Consider the following 14,289-nt stretch of genomic DNA (forward strand, 5'->3'; position numbering starts at 1 on the left):
CGATGATCCCGCTGGTGATCCTGTGGTTCGGCATCGACGAGTCGGCCAAGCTGTTCCTGATCGCGGTGTCGGTGTTCTTTCCGATCTACCTGAACACCTTCCACGGCATCCGCAACGTCGATCCGCAGCTGATCGAGATGGGCCGCACCTACGGCCTGTCGCGCTGGCAGCTGTACCGCGAGGTCATCCTGCCCGGCGCGCTGTCGTCGATCCTGGTCGGGCTGCGCTTTTCGCTCGGGCTGATGTGGGTGATCCTGATCGTGGCGGAGACGGTCTCGGCGCAGGCCGGCATCGGCTACCTGACGATGAACGCCCGCGAGTTCCTGCAGACCGACATCGTGCTGGTCGGCATCCTGCTCTACGCGCTGCTCGGCAAGCTCGCCGACCTGTTCGCCCGCGGCCTGGAGCGCTGGTGGCTGCGCTGGCACCCGAGCTACGGCCCGGCCCGCTGACCCCTGCATCCCTTCGAGAGACATTCCGATGAGCCATCCCGATCCGGTGCCGTCCGCATCCCCTGGCGTGCGGCTGGAAGCCCGCCGCCTCACCAAGCGCTACGGCGGCCGCGAGGTGCTGCGCGAGGCGCGGCTCGACGTGGCGCCCGGCGAATTCGTCGCCATCGTCGGCCGCAGCGGCTGCGGCAAGAGCACACTGCTGCGGCTGGTGGCCGGGCTGGAGGCGCCGTCGGCCGGCACGCTGCAGGCCGACGGCCGCGCGGTCGACGGCCGGCTGCAGCCCGACACCCGCATCATGTTCCAGGAGGCGCGGCTGCTGACCTGGCGCCGCGTGATCGACAACGTGGTGCTCGGCCTGCCGCCCGAGGCGCGCAGCCGCGGCGAGGCGGTGCTGGCGCAGGTGGGCCTGGCCGACCGCGGCCACGAATGGCCGGCGCGGCTGTCGGGCGGGCAGCGGCAGCGGGTGGCGCTGGCGCGGGCGCTGGTCCACCAGCCGCGGCTGCTGCTGCTCGACGAACCGCTCGGCGCGCTGGACGCGCTGACCCGCATCGAGATGCACCGGCTGATCGAGGGCCTGTGGCAGCGCCACCGTTTCACCGCGCTGTTGGTCACCCACGACGTGCAGGAAGCCGTGGCGCTGGCCGACCGGGTGGTGCTGATCGAGGACGGCCGCATTGCCCTCGACGAACGCATCGACCTGCCGCGGCCCCGCGCACACGGCGAAGCCGCCTTCGCCGCGCTGGAGAAACGCATCCTCGACCGAGTGCTGCAGAAGCCCGGCGACGAAGCGCCGGCAGGGGACGCGGCGACCGCCTGGCCCGGGCCGCCGGCGTCGGGCCTGCGCTGGGCGATCTGACGGCTTCAATTACGTAAAAAATTCGACTTTTGCGCAGGTGCTGCCTGCGCAGGCAGCTCACTTTTCGATAGCAATTTTCAACCAGGAGTACACCATGTCCATCCAAGCCATCAACGTCCGCAACCAGTTCAAGGGCAAGGTCAAGGAGATCATCCGCGGCGACGTCGTCTCGGAAATCGATGTCGAGACGCCGTGGGGCATCGTCACTTCGGTGATCACCACCCGCTCGGTCGACCAGCTCGAACTCGCCGTCGGCTCCGACGTCGTGGCGCTGGTGAAGTCGACCGAGGTGTCGATCGCCAAGCTCTGACCTGCTGCGCAGGTCTGCCGGCCGTCCGACCTGCAGGTCGGGCGGCTTTCGTTTTTTGAGCAACCGGGCGGCGGGACGGGTTGCGAGCCGCGCGGGGAGGAGCCTGCATGTTCCGACGCCGTCCGCGCCGGTCATGCATCCGGCATGTAAGCACCTGCGGATCGCATCGTTCCCCGTTCGCGTCGCGCTGCCTACAGTGGCGCCATGACCACCGCACGCACCCTCCTGTCTTCGTCCTCTTTGGCGCCCGTCGCACCGCTGCGGCCGCACACCGACCCGCAGCTGATGCGGCTCCTGTCGGTGACGGCGGCCGACTGGGGGCTGGCCGTGGCGCACCGGTTGCCGCGGCGCCGGCGCTGGCTGCGGCTGTCCGCGCCGGCCCGCGCCCTGCCGCTGCCGTTCGCGGTCTGACCCGCGGCGGCGCACCCGGGTGCGAATGCCAGTCCGCCTGCGGGCCCTTTATGCTTTTGCGATGCTGTGGCCCGGCCGTGCCGCGCCGGGGAAGCGGCGGGCGTCCGGCCGTCGCCCATTCCACGCACAACCTATCGAAAGCACACCGTGGTCGTTTTTGACACCCAGCAGATCGTCGATTTCCTGCAGGCCGCGCGGCGCGACTGGCGCGCGGCCCAGGCCCGTCCGCGCGAACCCGGCGGCCGGGAATTTCCGTCGCGCGATGCGCTGGCCGCGGTGGTCGAGTCGCTCAAGGGCGCGCTGTTCCCGATGCGGCTCGGGCCGACCGACCTGCGCCAAGAGGCCGAGAACTTCTACGTCGGCCACACCCTCGACACCGCGCTGCATGCGCTGCTCGCGCAGATCCGACTGGAACTGCGCTACCAGGCGCGCCAGCAGGGCCAGGAGCCCGACGGCATCGAGGCCCGCGCCGAGCAGGCCGCGCACGCCTTCGCCGCGTCGCTGCCCGAGATCCGCCGCATGCTCGACAGCGACGTGATGGCCGCCTACCACGGCGACCCGGCAGCGCGCAGCGTAGACGAGGTGCTGCTCTGCTACCCCGGCGTGCTGGCGATGATCCACCACCGCCTGGCGCACCGGCTCTACCGGCTGGAGCTGCCGCTGCTCGCACGCATCGTGGCCGAACTGGCGCACGGCCAGACCGGCATCGACATCCACCCGGGCGCGCAGATCGGTGCCGGCTTCTTTATCGACCACGGCACCGGCGTCGTGATCGGCGAGACGGCGGTGATCGGCCAGCGGGTGCGGCTCTACCAGGCGGTCACGCTCGGCGCCAAGCGCTTCCCGGCCGACACCGACGGCCACCTCGAGAAGGGCCTGCCGCGCCATCCGGTGGTGGAGGACGACGTGGTGATCTATGCCGGCGCCACCATCCTCGGCCGGGTCACGCTCGGCCGCGGCGCGACCATCGGCGGCAACGTCTGGCTGACGCAGGACGTGCCGCCGGGCGCACATGTGACCCAGGCGGTGTCGCGCAGCGGCGGCAGCACCCGCTGCTGACACAGCGCGAGGCAGGACGGACTGCCGCGCGGCCGCCGGGCCGCACGGCTTGTCACGCGGACGGGCAGGGCGCTTCGCACAATGGCGCGTCCGTCATTTCCCATCCAAGGATTCCCATGGCCTCGTACCGCATCGCCGTCGTCGTCGGCAGCCTCCGCAAGGACTCGATCAACCGCAAGCTCGCCCGCGCGCTGGAGCCGCTGTTTCCCGCCGGCTTCAGCTTCGAGCACCTGGAGATCGGCGACCTGCCGCTCTACAACCAGGACGAGGACGGCCACGAGGCGCCGAGCGTGCTGCGGCTGCGCGCCGAGATCCAGGCGGCGCAGGGCCTGCTGTTCGTGACGCCGGAATACAACCGGTCGATCCCCGGCGTGCTGAAGAACGCACTGGACCACGGCTCGCGGCCGTACGGCAAGAACAGCTGGGCGAAGAAGCCGGCCGGCGTGATCGGCGCATCCATCGGCGCGGCCGGCACCGCGATGGCCCAGCAGCATCTGCGCAATGTGCTGGCCTACCTCGACGTGCCGACGCTCGGCCAGCCGGAAGCCTTCATCCAGGTGAAGGACGACACCTTCGCCGCCGACGGCAGCATCGGCAACGAAGGTTCGAAGAAGTTCCTGCAGGGCTGGGTGGATGCCTACGTCGGCTGGGTGCAGCGCCACGCCGGCTGAGGGCGAATGCTATTGAAAAGATAGCTGTCGACGCAGGTGGGACGGGCGCTGGGACCCGATTTTCTCAGGAAAGACCGCCGCCGCTGCGCCGGAAGGCGGACAGCTCGTCGCGCAGCCGCTCGAACTCCGCGATCAGCGCAGGAGATGCGCCGTAGAACACCGCGAACTTGCCGGTGAGAGTGCGGGCATAGAGCCGCGGCGCGATCAGCCATTCCAGCCCGCGTACGCGGATCAGCTTGCAGTAGGCCAGCTCGCGCAGCGGCATCTGCTTGTCCCAGATCCAGCGCTGGTGCAGCCCGTCGGCGCCGAGCCGGGTGCGGCTCGTCATCACGCACCACCAGGTCCAGCCCATCAGCACCAGGCCGGCCGCGACCCACACCAGGCCGCTGCCGGCGACGAGGTCGCCGCGCAGCCAAAGCCGCACCACCCAGGCTGCGCAGCCGCCGACGATCAGCGTGGCCAGCGCGCGGAACGCTGTCGAGAACGCCGGACCTTCCACCGTCACGCCGCCGGAGGGCGCGAAGCGGAAGGGAGGCGGGCCGAAATGCTGGCCGAGCGGCGCGGTCGGGTCGGTCGCGTGGACGGCCATCGTGCTGCTCCGTTTACTTGCCGCCGCTGTTCTGCTTGAACATTTCCTCGATGCGCTTCTGCTCGTCCTCGGCAGAGCCGCCTTCGGCCTCGGCCGGCTGGTCGTTGGCAGGCATCTCGATCTTCACCTTGTCGAGGTCGATCTGTTCGGGCTTGTCGAGGAACATCGTCACCGTCTGCGGCACGAAGATGACGATCGCGACCAGCAGCAGCTGCAGCAGCACCCAGGGGATCGAGCCGAGGTAGATGTCGCTGGACTTGATCGGCTTCTCGATCCGCTTTTCCTTGAACAGCGTGTCGGAGATCCCGCGCAGGTAGAACAGCGCGAAGCCGAACGGCGGGTGCATGAAGCTGGTCTGCATGTTCACGCACAGCAGCACGCCGAACCACACCAGGTCGATGCCGAGCTTGTCCGCCACCGGGCCCAGCATCGGCAGGATGATGAAGGCGATCTCGAAGAAGTCGAGGAAGAACGCCAGGAAGAAGATGAAGATGTTGACCGCGATCAGGAAGCCGGTCTGACCGCCGGGCAGGCCCGACAGCATGTGCTCGACCCACAGCGCGCCGTCCACGCCCTGGAACACCATCGAGAAGACGCGGGCGCCGATCAGGATGAACACAACCATCGCGGTCAGCCGCATCGTGCCGACCATCGCGTCCCAGATCAGCGGCCGGGTCAGGCGCTTGTGCATCGCGGCCAGCACCAGGGCGCCGACCACGCCCATCGCACCGGCCTCGGTCGGCGTGGCGATGGCGGTGTCGATGCCGGGCAGGCCGCCCATCGAGCCGAGCACCGCGAAGATCAGCACCGCCGCCGGCAGGATGCCGCGCAGGCACTTGCCCCACAGCGCCCAGCCGTGCAGCGTGCGCGCCTCCTTCGGCACGCCCGGAACATGATGCGGCTTGAACACGCCCAGCATGAAGGTGTAGCCGGCGAAGATCAGCACCTGCAGGATCGACGGGCCCCAGGCGCCCTTGTACATGTCGCCCACCGAGCGGCCGAGCTGGTCGGCCATCACGATCAGCACCAGCGACGGCGGCACCAGCTGGGTGATCGTGCCCGAGGCGGCCAGCACGCCGGTCGCGTAGCGCATGTTGTAGCCGTAGCGGATCATCACCGGCAGCGAGATCAGCGCCATCGCGATCACCTGGCCGGCCACGGTACCGGTGATGGCGCCGAGGATGAAGCCCACGATGATCACTGAGTAGCCAAGGCCGCCGCGCACCGGGCCGAACAGCTGGCCCATCGAGTCGAGCATGTCCTCGGCGAGGCCGCACTTCTCCAGGATCGCGCCCATGAAGGTGAAGAACGGGATCGCCAGCAGCAGCTCGTTCGACAGGATGCCGAACATGTTGAGCGGGAGGTTTGCCATGAAGGTGGCGGGGAACCAGCCCATCTCGATCGCGAAAAAGCCCGACGCCAGGCCGAGCGCGGCCAGCGAGAACGCGACAGGGAAGCCGATCAGCATGATCAGCACGAGCCCCGCGAACATGAACGGGGCGAAATTTTCCATTTGCATCACTGGCTCCCCCCCAGGCTCCACGCTACGCGTTTCCGCCTCCCCCCTGCAGGGGGCGACGCTGGCCGACCGGCGAAGCCGGACCGGCTGCGTCCTGGTGAAGAAAACGCTGTGCCCATCGTTTGGTATGTGAGGAATTTCATGGTCGTTGCCTTTGACGCGCGGCTTACTGGACGGGCTTCTCGTAATGGGTGTCCATCTTGTGGATGCCCTTCAGGTAGCAGACGCGCTTGATGATCTCGGCCACGCCCTGCAGGAACATCAGCGCGAAGCCGAGCGGCAGCAGCAGCATCGCGGGCCAGCGCACCAGGCCGCCGGCGTTACCGGACATCTCGTTCGTCTCGTACATGCGGATGAAGAGCGGCCAGCTGAACCAGGCGAGCATCGCCATCACCGGCAGCAGGAAGAAAGTGAGGCCGAACAGGTCGACGTAGACCGGGCCGTTGCCCTTCAGCTTGCCGTAGACGATGTCGACCCGTACGTGCTCGTTCAACTGCAGCACCACCGGCGCGCCGAGCATCACGGTCGCGGCGAACAGGTACCACTGGATCTCGAGCCAGCCGTTGGAACTGATGTCCAGGCCGTAGCGCACGAAGGCGTTGCCGGCGGAGATGAGCGCGGCTGCAAGCACGGCCCAGGCGGCGATCTTGCCGAGCCGGGTGCTGACCCAGTCGACCAGCAAAGCGAATTTGAGGAGGGCGGACACGTCGTGGGCCTTTCGTCGTCGACAACCGGATGGTGCGGCAGGGTAGGGCAGCGCCCGCCGCCTGCCAAGCGGTAAAGCCCGCGGATCGTACTGCCGGCCCCGGCGGCGGCGCTGAAAAGAACCTGACGCGCCGCCGCCGGGTTTTCCCTATGAAAAAGCGCCCCGCAGGGCGCTATGGATCGCGCGGATCAGCGCCTGCGCGCAGGCCCGTCAGCTCTTGCGGCGCGAGGCCAGCATGTACTGCTCGGCGGCCCCGTCGTTGACCGAATGCCAGAGCAGCTGGTCGTCGAGGAAGGCGCGCCATTTGCCGTACACGTTGGCAAACGTCGGGTTGGTCTTCGCCTCTTCCTCCAGCACCTCGCGCGTCGCCTGGTGCAGCGCATCCATCACCGGCTTGGGCCAGTAGCTCAGGCGCGCGCCGGCGCCGATGATGCGTTTCAGCGCCGGCACGTTGTTCGCGTCGTACTTCGCGAGCATGTCGGCACCGGCCTGGGCGCAGGCCGCTTCCAGCGCGGCACGGTAGGCCTCCGGCAGTTCGGCCCAGGCCTTCTTGTTGGCGATGAAGCAGATCGACGCGCCGAGCTCCATCACGCCGGGGCCGTAGTAGTAGCGCGCCACCTTCGAGATGCCGAGCTTCTCGTCGTCGTAGGGGCCGACGAACTCCACCGCGTCGAGCGTGCCTTTTTCCAGCGCCGGGTACACGTCGGCCGCGGGCAGCTGCTGCGGTGTGGCGCCGAGCTTGGCATACACCTTGCCGAGCAGGCCCGGCACCCGCATGCGCAGGCCCTTGAAATCGGCGGCGGTCTTGATCTCCTTGCGGAACCAGCCGCCCATCTGCGCGCCGGTGTTGCCGCAGGGGATCTGCACCGCGTCGTAGCGGTCGTACAGCCCGCGCATCAGGTCCATGCCGCCGCCGTGCAGCATCCAGGCGCTGTGCTGGCGCGGCGTCATGCCGAACGGGATGCCGGTGTCGAACGCGAGGGCCGGCTCCTTGCCGACGTAGTAGAAGCCCGCCGTGTGGCCGCATTCCACGCTGCGGCCCTGCACGCCGTCGAGGATCGCGAGCGGCGGCATCAGCTCGCCCGCGGCGAACGGCGTGATGGTGAAGCGGCCGTCGGTCAGCCGGCGCACATGCTCGGCGATCGCCACTGCGCCGCCGAACACCGTGTCGAGCGTCTTGGGGACCGACGACGGCATGCGCCAGCGCACCGCAGGCGAGGTCTGGGCGATCGCCGGCGCGGCGACGGCGGCCAGGGCGGCAGAGGTGGAGAGCAGGGCGCGGCGGTGCATGGCGGGCTTTCGGAGGGCGTGGGAAGGGCGGGCGACGGCGCGATCGGCCGATCAGGCGGCCAAGCAGTCGGGCGCGGTGCGCAGGGCGCGGCGGGCGAAGTACTGGAAGGTCATGTCGGTGATCTGCGGCTTGAGCAGAAAGTCGCGCGACTCGCGGGCCAGCTCGCCCGGCACCGGCTTGATCGTGCCGGCGGCCGCGGCGCGCAACTGGGCAGATGCGGCCTGCTCCATCCAGATCGCGAGCGTCGCCGCCTCGGCCACGGTGGCGCCGGCGGTCAGCAGGCCGTGGTGGGCCAGCAGCAGCGCCTTGCGGTCGCCGAGCGCGGCCGAGATGATCCGGCCCTCGTCGTTGCCGATCGGCAGACCCGGCCACTCTTCCAAATGGCCGCAGTTCTCGTAGAAGGGCGTCGCGTCCATGCAGGCGATCGCCAGCGGCTGCCCGGTCATCGCGAGCGCCGACACCGCCTGCGGATGGGTGTGCACGATGCAGTTCACCGTCGGATGCGCGCGGTACACCCACAGGTGAAAGCGCGTCGCCGGGTTGGGCAGCGAGGTGCCGTCGAGCGGCTTCAGATCGTCGTCGGTCAGGATGAAGCTGCCGGGCGTGGCCTCGTCGGCGCCGATGCCGAACTTCAGCGTGTAGTAGGTGCCGGGCTGTTCGCCGCGGGCGGTGATCTGGCCGGCCAGCCCGTTGGCCCAGTGGCCTTCGGTGGCGAGCATGCGACACGCGAGCGTGAGCTGCTCCATCGTGCTGTACGCGGTGGTCGAGGCCTTGGCCTGCAGGTCGCGGAAGACGCTGTCCTTGATGTCCTGGTCGGTGCGCATGGCGGCTCCTGTCGGGGGGGGTGGGCGGCGCGGGCACCGCAGGTGTTGAAAGGTCGGCAAGGTCAACCTGTTGACTCAGTATGGTCAACAGGTTGACCTGTGTCAACATGCACCGCCATGCCGAAGACGCCACCGCCGCCCGCACCGCTCACCGCACCCGACGCCGACGGCGCCTTCGCCAGCTTCGGGCCGCGGATGAAGGCGCTGCGCCGCCTGAAACAGATGACGGTGGAGGAACTGGGCGACGCCATCGGCGTGAACAAGGCGCACATCTCGCGGCTGGAGCGCGGCTTAAAGACGCCGTCGATCGCGGTGATGGCCAAGCTGGCGTCGGCGCTCGGCACCACCATCGGCCACCTGGTCGGCGAAACGCTGGACCGCGCCGACATCAAGGTCACCCGCCAGAGCGACCTGGCGCCGCGCTACCTGGCTGACGAGCCGGCGCAGCACCAGTTCGCGCCGCTGCTGCACGGCCACTCGGTCAGTTCGTTCGAGGCCTTCGTGGTGTACCCCGGCACCGATGGGGACGCGGTGCGTGCCCAGCACGAAGGGCAGGAGATGCTGTACGTGCTCGCCGGCACGATCGACGTGGTGTTCGCCGACCGCACCGAACGGCTGCGTGCGGGGGACTGCATCCACTTTCCGGGGTATCTGAGCCACAGCCTGTCGCGGGTCGGCCGGGCGCAGGCGCGGGCGCTGCTGGTGCTGTCTGCGCGCTGAGGCGCGGTGATCTAGGGTTCGTCAGTCGGGGGAAGTTGCGCAGTGGCCACTATCCGCATAACTGATGGGTCGGAAAATTGATGATCGATAACTGCCATATGAGATCATTAACAATCTGACACATGGACGTGAGTGCGGACTGCTAGCAGACGCTTGGACTGCACACATTGCGGAATTTCGACAGGAGCCATCCCATGACATTTGCCAATCTGAAGATCGGATCGAAGTTGGGCACGTGCTTCGCGGCACTTACAGCTATCACCTTGTTGTTAGGCGCTCTCGCGTTCACGGAAGCGTCGAAGATTTACAGCCAGGGCGAAGAGATCGCAACCAACTGGATGCCCAGCGTTCGGGCGGCCGCGGAAATGCGCATTGCAGCGAATCAAATGCGCCGCACCGAGGCGGACTCTTCCTGCCTGCGGAGGCCGTCGCCCGGCCCACCAAACTGGCCCTGTTGCAGGACCGTGTGAAGCGCCTGGAAGCCGTCGAGAAGACTTACGCACCGTTGGTGACGGATGGCGAAGAGCGGCGTCTGTATGACGAATACCGTGCGCTTCGCGACCAGCACTTGCAGAGCCAGAGCCGTATGGTGAGGGAGCTGGACGATGCGTCGGTGACGCCTGCACAAAGGGTCGCGACCTGGGTGATTCCGAGATGGCCTTCGTGGCGATGACGGAGAAACTCGGGGCGATCAACGACTTCAACAATACGCACGCCGACCTGTCGTACCGGGAATCGCAGTCCCAGTTCTCCCGAACCAAGATGGAGTTGGCGGTCGCGGTGCTTGTCGCGGGCCTCGCGGCAGCCACTCTCGGCTTCTGGATCACCCGACTCATCACGCGCCCTCTGCACCAGGCCGTGAAAGCGATGGACGGTATCGCAGCAGGAGACCTCACCGTTGCAGTGCCCTCGGGCAGCGGCGACGAAACCGGCCAGTTGCTGCGTGGTCTGGAGTCGATGCGAGAGCGGCTGAGTTCGATCGTGGCCGGCGTGCGTAGCAACTCCGAAAGCGTCGCCACGGCGAGCGCCCAGATCGAGCAGGGCAACAACGACCTGTCGTCGCGTACCGAGCAGCAGGCATCCGCGCTGCAGGAAACGGCGGCTTCCATGGAGGAACTCAGTTCCACCGTACGACAGAACGCCGACAACGCTCAGCAGGCCAACCAGCTCGCGGCCAACGCCTCGAACGTGGCAGTGCAGGGCGGAGACGTCGTCGGCCAGGTGGTCGAGACCATGAAGGGCATCAACGAGAGTTCGCGCCGCATATCCGACATCATCGGCACGATCGACGGCATTGCCTTTCAGACCAACATCCTCGCGCTCAACGCGGCGGTGGAGGCCGCGCGGGCCGGTGAACAGGGCCGGGGCTTCGCCGTGGTGGCCTCCGAGGTGCGCAGCCTGGCGCGACGCAGTGCCGATGCTGCCAAGGAAATCAAGTCCTTGATCGGCACCAGTGTCCAGCGTGTCGAGCAGGGCACCACGCTGGTGGACCGGGCCGGCACGACGATGACCGATGTGGTGGCGTCCATCCGGCGCGTCACCGACATCATGGGCGAAATCAGTGCGGCCAGTCGGGAACAGAGCCAGGGCGTGGCGCAGGTCGGTGAGGCTGTGACGCAGATGGACCAGGCCACGCAACAGAACGCGGCACTGGTGGAAGAGTCGGCGGCAGCAGCGTCGAGCCTGCGCACCCAGGCCGAACAATTGGTGCAGGCGGTGGCCTTCTTCAAACTGGCGCGTGGTCCGGCTGCGGTCGCCGGAGGTCACACACCGATGCCGGCAGCCGTATCCAAGGGCGCATCCGCCATCGTCTCGCGGCCGCCAGCGGTGACGAATGCACGCTCATCGGCCAAGAAGACGCTGCCCCCTGCGGTCGTTGCGGGTACCGCCGCGAACGGGACATCAAAAGAGCAGGATTGGGAAAGTTTCTGATCGAGATTCTTCTCGGACTCCATCGGCGGCGCTGCTGTCGGACCGCCTCCCACGGTGGTGCGTCATGCGGGCCCTGTGCAAGGGTGCACTTGCTTGCACCAGCCGGCGCAGGGCGTTGAAGACTTCGCGCACACCGTGGCGGCGCTGCGGCATTCATCAGGGTTCAGGTACGGCTGCAGCCCGGAAGGATGATCGGGCGAACCTGGCAACGTCGTTGATGTCAGCGGCTGAAAGGCATGAAATGCGAAACTGTTGGACCGTCGCAATCGTCACAGTTCTGGTCGGATGCCACACCATGACCAACGAACAGCTCGCGCAGGAGGTTCACCGCGCGGTGCAGGTGGAGATGACGGTGCAGACGGCTTCGGAACGGCTGTCGTCCCGAGGGTTTGTCTGTGACCGTATGGTGCCCACGTCCACTCTGACCTGCATGAGGACGCGAATGAGCATGGGTCCGACCTGTATCGACCGGGTGTACCTGACGAGTTCGTCGAACGCGACGTTATCGAACGTCGACGTTCGGCCGATGGCGTGCGCAGGACTTTGAATCTTGCAAGGCGGTGAGGCCGGAGTCACCGCATGACAGCGGTGGGCCATGTCGCGGCCTCGGGCAAGTCCCCAGGCGGTTTGGATGGCGCCAGTGCTATCTTCCGCGCCTCGACCGCCTCCGGGCCTCCGCCCCACCTCGCTCCCATGAGACTCCTCCTCGTCGAAGACGACGTCATGCTCGCCAGCGGCATCAAGCTGGGCCTGTGCGGCGCGGGCTATGCGGTGGACTGGGTCGGCAGCGGCGAGCGCGCGGAAGAGGTGCTGCGCACCGAGCGCTTCGATGCGGCGGTCATCGACATCGGCCTGCCCGGCATGGACGGGCTGGAGCTCACCCGGCGGCTGCGGCGCGACGCGCAGGTGCTGCCGGTGCTGATCCTGACGGCGCGCGACGCGCTGCAGGACCGGGTGCAGGGCCTGGACCTGGGGGCCGACGACTACATGGTCAAGCCGTTCGAGCTGCCCGAGCTGCTGGCCCGGCTGCGTGCGCTGCTGCGCCGGTCGCAGGCGGCCACCTCGGCCGTGCTGTCTTTCGGCGGCGTCGAGCTGGACACGGCCCAGCGCCGCGGCACGGTGCACGGCCAGCCGCTGGAGCTGGGCCCGCGGGAATGGACGGTGCTCGAATACCTGCTGCTGCATGCGCCCAAGCCCGCCAGCAAGGACAAACTGCTGCAGGCGCTGACCGGCTGGGATCGCGAGATCACCGCCAATGCGGTGGAGGTCTACATCTCGCGGCTGCGCGGCAAGCTGGAGCCGCACGGCGTGGCGCTGCGCGCGATCCGCGGCTTCGGCTACCGGCTCGAGGTGCGCAACGCGGGCGCCGCCGCCGCATGACGCTCGCCGCCACCGACGGCGGCGGCGCAGCAGCCGGTACGGGCAGTGCGACGCCGTCGAGCACGGCGGTCGCCCCTGAGAGCGGCGAAGTGGCCGCGCTGCAGGCGGCCGGCAGCACGCCTGCACGCAACCGCTTCACCCGCGGCCTGCAGACCCGCCTGCTCGGCCTGCTGCTGTTGCCGCTGCTGCTGCTCGCACTCCTGAGCGCCTGGCTCGACTACCGCTCGGCCGACAGCGCCGCGCTGCGCCAGGACGCGCAGCTGCTGCGCATGGTGCCGCTGATGTCCGATTCGGTGATCGTCTCCGGCGCCGACGGCGAGCGGCCGATGGTGCTGCTCGCGCCGCCGGTCGAGGAATTCCTGAAGGACCGCGCCGGCTTCGCCGCCTACAGCGTGTCCGATCCCGAGGGCCGGGTGCTGCACGGCGAAAGCTGGCTGGAAGGCGCGGTGCCCGAAACCCGCGAGCCGGAATTCCACAGCCGCGAGCATGACGGGGTGCTCTACCGCATCGTGGCGCAGCGCGTCGGCACCTCCGCCGGCGACGTGGTGGTGCAGCTCGCCGACGGGTCCGATCCGCGCCAGCACTGGGGCCGCATCGTGCTGCTGCGGGTGCTGCTGCCGAACGTGGTGCTGCTGCTGGTCACCGCCTTCGCGATGAACCTGGCGGTGCGGCATGCGCTGCGGCCGCTGATCGCGTTGAAGGAGGCGGTGGAGCGCCGCTCGCCGCGCGACCTGAGCCCGCTGGATGCGGCGGCGTCGCCCGACGAGGTGCGGCCGCTGGTGCAGTCGCTCAACCGGTTGTTCGGGCTGGTCAATGCGCAGAGCGAGAGCCAGCGCCGCTTCGTCGCTGATGCGGCGCACCAACTGCGCACGCCGCTCGCGGGGCTGCAGGCGCAGGTAGAGGCCTGGGCCCAGGCGGCGCGGCTGGATTTGGAGGAAAATCGGGCTTCTGCGCAGGCCGGACCTGCACCAGCTGCTATTCATTTGAGAGCAGAAGACGTGCTCAAGCTGCGCGACGCGACCCGCCGCACCTCGCAGCTCGCGCACCAGCTGCTGGCGCTGTCGCGGGCCGACGCGCATGCGCTGCACGGCCAGCCGCCGGCGCCGGTGGACCTGAAAGCGCTGTGCGAATCGATGATCGAGATCCACATCGGATCCGCCGCCGACAAGGCGATCGACCTCGGCCTGGACGCGCAGCCGGCGCAAGTGGTCGGCCACGAATGGCTGCTGCGCGAGCTGCTCGGCAACCTGGTGGACAACGCGGTGAAGTACACGCCGCGCGGCGGCACGGTGACGCTGAGCTGCCGCACCGACGGCGACGGCGCGGTGGTCGAGGTGGAGGACGACGGCCCCGGCATCGCGCCGCACGAGCGCTTCCGGGTGCTGGAGCGCTTCTACCGGGTGCGCGGCACGCAGGGCGAGGGCACCGGCTTGGGCCTGGCGATCGCCGACGAGATCGCGCGGCTGCACGGCGGCCGGCTGCAGCTGTCGGCCGGCCCCGGCGGCCGCGGGCTGCGGGTGCGGGTGGTGCTGGCGGCGGCGCCGGGCTGAGCCGGCGTGCAGCCGCTGT

16 protein-coding genes and 1 pseudogene are annotated in these 14,289 nt (G+C 68.6%); 12 read left to right on the plus strand and 5 right to left on the minus strand.

Going from position 1 to position 14,289, the window contains the following annotated elements; translation table 11 throughout:
• From QZ500_RS15210 to QZ500_RS15235, 6 genes are all read left to right on the plus strand, one after another.
• Nucleotides 1-452, plus strand: a 452-nt coding sequence (locus tag QZ500_RS15210; protein ID WP_295856250.1) for an ABC transporter permease subunit, incomplete at its 5' end; no start/stop codon positions are given.
• Between the two features lie 28 nt (nucleotides 453-480).
• Nucleotides 481-1,308 (plus strand): ATP-binding cassette domain-containing protein, encoded by an 828-nt coding sequence (locus QZ500_RS15215; RefSeq protein WP_295856251.1) that lies wholly within the window; start codon nucleotides 481-483, stop codon nucleotides 1,306-1,308.
• 94 nt (nucleotides 1,309-1,402) lie between these two features.
• Nucleotides 1,403-1,618: a molybdopterin-binding protein gene (locus QZ500_RS15220; RefSeq protein ID WP_295856252.1), complete on the plus strand. Its 216-nt coding sequence runs from the start codon at nucleotides 1,403-1,405 to the stop codon at nucleotides 1,616-1,618.
• A gap of 204 nt (nucleotides 1,619-1,822) precedes the next feature.
• Nucleotides 1,823-2,029 carry a hypothetical protein gene (locus QZ500_RS15225; protein WP_295856253.1) on the plus strand — a complete coding sequence of 69 codons (207 nt, stop codon included), beginning with the start codon at nucleotides 1,823-1,825 and terminating at the stop codon, nucleotides 2,027-2,029.
• Nucleotides 2,030-2,176: 147 nt separating this feature from the next.
• Nucleotides 2,177-3,088 carry a serine O-acetyltransferase EpsC gene (gene epsC / locus QZ500_RS15230; RefSeq protein WP_295856254.1) on the plus strand — a complete coding sequence of 304 codons (912 nt, stop codon included), beginning with the start codon at nucleotides 2,177-2,179 and terminating at the stop codon, nucleotides 3,086-3,088.
• 116 nt (nucleotides 3,089-3,204) lie between these two features.
• Nucleotides 3,205-3,759: an NAD(P)H-dependent oxidoreductase gene (locus QZ500_RS15235; RefSeq protein ID WP_295856255.1), complete on the plus strand. Its 555-nt coding sequence runs from the start codon at nucleotides 3,205-3,207 to the stop codon at nucleotides 3,757-3,759.
• A 64-nt stretch (nucleotides 3,760-3,823) separates the two neighbouring features.
• Here QZ500_RS15235 and QZ500_RS15240 read toward each other — a convergent pair whose 3' ends face one another.
• From QZ500_RS15240 to QZ500_RS15260, 5 genes are all read right to left on the minus strand, one after another.
• Nucleotides 3,824-4,348, minus strand: a complete 525-nt coding sequence (locus tag QZ500_RS15240) for a hypothetical protein (RefSeq protein WP_295856256.1) — start codon at nucleotides 4,346-4,348, stop codon at nucleotides 3,824-3,826.
• Nucleotides 4,349-4,361: 13 nt separating this feature from the next.
• The gene (locus QZ500_RS15245; RefSeq protein WP_295856257.1) at nucleotides 4,362-5,867 is read right to left on the minus strand and encodes a TRAP transporter large permease subunit; all 1,506 of its coding nucleotides are present in this window, start codon (nucleotides 5,865-5,867) and stop codon (nucleotides 4,362-4,364) included.
• A gap of 166 nt (nucleotides 5,868-6,033) precedes the next feature.
• Nucleotides 6,034-6,573 carry a TRAP transporter small permease subunit gene (locus QZ500_RS15250; RefSeq protein ID WP_295856258.1) on the minus strand — a complete coding sequence of 180 codons (540 nt, stop codon included), beginning with the start codon at nucleotides 6,571-6,573 and terminating at the stop codon, nucleotides 6,034-6,036.
• Nucleotides 6,574-6,783: 210 nt separating this feature from the next.
• Entirely contained in the window at nucleotides 6,784-7,863 is a 1,080-nt protein-coding gene (gene dctP / locus QZ500_RS15255; protein WP_295856259.1) for a TRAP transporter substrate-binding protein DctP, read from the minus strand.
• A 51-nt stretch (nucleotides 7,864-7,914) separates the two neighbouring features.
• Nucleotides 7,915-8,688: an aldolase gene (locus QZ500_RS15260; RefSeq protein WP_295856260.1), complete on the minus strand. Its 774-nt coding sequence runs from the start codon at nucleotides 8,686-8,688 to the stop codon at nucleotides 7,915-7,917.
• A 117-nt stretch (nucleotides 8,689-8,805) separates the two neighbouring features.
• Between QZ500_RS15260 and QZ500_RS15265 the strand changes: the two genes are divergently transcribed.
• The 6 genes and pseudogenes from QZ500_RS15265 (at nucleotide 8,806) to QZ500_RS15290 (ending at nucleotide 14,270) form a co-directional block, all read left to right on the plus strand.
• The gene (locus QZ500_RS15265; RefSeq protein WP_295856261.1) at nucleotides 8,806-9,408 is read left to right on the plus strand and encodes a helix-turn-helix domain-containing protein; all 603 of its coding nucleotides are present in this window, start codon (nucleotides 8,806-8,808) and stop codon (nucleotides 9,406-9,408) included.
• 194 nt (nucleotides 9,409-9,602) lie between these two features.
• On the plus strand, nucleotides 9,603-9,878 hold the full coding sequence (locus tag QZ500_RS15270) for an MCP four helix bundle domain-containing protein (protein WP_295856262.1): 276 nt from the start codon (nucleotides 9,603-9,605) through the stop codon (nucleotides 9,876-9,878).
• Between the two features lie 244 nt (nucleotides 9,879-10,122).
• Nucleotides 10,123-11,340, plus strand: a pseudogene (locus QZ500_RS15275) (methyl-accepting chemotaxis protein); the annotation flags it as partial.
• Nucleotides 11,341-11,635: 295 nt separating this feature from the next.
• The gene (locus QZ500_RS15280) at nucleotides 11,636-11,887 is read left to right on the plus strand and encodes a hypothetical protein (RefSeq protein WP_295856263.1); all 252 of its coding nucleotides are present in this window, start codon (nucleotides 11,636-11,638) and stop codon (nucleotides 11,885-11,887) included.
• 146 nt (nucleotides 11,888-12,033) lie between these two features.
• Nucleotides 12,034-12,720 carry a response regulator transcription factor gene (locus QZ500_RS15285; protein ID WP_295856264.1) on the plus strand — a complete coding sequence of 229 codons (687 nt, stop codon included), beginning with the start codon at nucleotides 12,034-12,036 and terminating at the stop codon, nucleotides 12,718-12,720.
• The gene (locus QZ500_RS15290) at nucleotides 12,717-14,270 is read left to right on the plus strand and encodes a sensor histidine kinase (RefSeq protein WP_295856265.1); all 1,554 of its coding nucleotides are present in this window, start codon (nucleotides 12,717-12,719) and stop codon (nucleotides 14,268-14,270) included. The genes QZ500_RS15285 and QZ500_RS15290 overlap by 4 nt, the downstream gene beginning before the upstream one ends.
• The last annotated feature ends 19 nt before the right edge of the window (nucleotides 14,271-14,289 follow it).

Source organism: uncultured Xylophilus sp., from assembly GCA_913776965.1.
Classification (GTDB): domain Bacteria; phylum Pseudomonadota; class Gammaproteobacteria; order Burkholderiales; family Burkholderiaceae_C; genus Xylophilus.

What these genes read in the sequence shown, in the direction of transcription:
- QZ500_RS15215 (WP_295856251.1), top strand. Translation starts at nt 481, where the DNA reads ATGAGCCATCCCGATCCGGTGCCGTCCGCATCCCCTGGCGTGCGGCTG.
- QZ500_RS15220 (WP_295856252.1), top strand. Translation starts at nt 1,403, where the DNA reads ATGTCCATCCAAGCCATCAACGTCCGCAACCAGTTCAAGGGCAAGGTC.
- QZ500_RS15225 (WP_295856253.1), top strand. Translation starts at nt 1,823, where the DNA reads ATGACCACCGCACGCACCCTCCTGTCTTCGTCCTCTTTGGCGCCCGTC.
- QZ500_RS15235 (WP_295856255.1), top strand. Translation starts at nt 3,205, where the DNA reads ATGGCCTCGTACCGCATCGCCGTCGTCGTCGGCAGCCTCCGCAAGGAC.
- QZ500_RS15240 (WP_295856256.1), bottom strand. Translation starts at nt 4,348, where the DNA reads ATGGCCGTCCACGCGACCGACCCGACCGCGCCGCTCGGCCAGCATTTC.
- QZ500_RS15245 (WP_295856257.1), bottom strand. Translation starts at nt 5,867, where the DNA reads ATGCAAATGGAAAATTTCGCCCCGTTCATGTTCGCGGGGCTCGTGCTG.
- dctP (WP_295856259.1), bottom strand. Translation starts at nt 7,863, where the DNA reads ATGCACCGCCGCGCCCTGCTCTCCACCTCTGCCGCCCTGGCCGCCGTC.
- QZ500_RS15260 (WP_295856260.1), bottom strand. Translation starts at nt 8,688, where the DNA reads ATGCGCACCGACCAGGACATCAAGGACAGCGTCTTCCGCGACCTGCAG.
- QZ500_RS15265 (WP_295856261.1), top strand. Translation starts at nt 8,806, where the DNA reads ATGCCGAAGACGCCACCGCCGCCCGCACCGCTCACCGCACCCGACGCC.
- QZ500_RS15270 (WP_295856262.1), top strand. Translation starts at nt 9,603, where the DNA reads ATGACATTTGCCAATCTGAAGATCGGATCGAAGTTGGGCACGTGCTTC.
- QZ500_RS15280 (WP_295856263.1), top strand. Translation starts at nt 11,636, where the DNA reads ATGACCAACGAACAGCTCGCGCAGGAGGTTCACCGCGCGGTGCAGGTG.
- QZ500_RS15285 (WP_295856264.1), top strand. Translation starts at nt 12,034, where the DNA reads ATGAGACTCCTCCTCGTCGAAGACGACGTCATGCTCGCCAGCGGCATC.
- QZ500_RS15290 (WP_295856265.1), top strand. Translation starts at nt 12,717, where the DNA reads ATGACGCTCGCCGCCACCGACGGCGGCGGCGCAGCAGCCGGTACGGGC.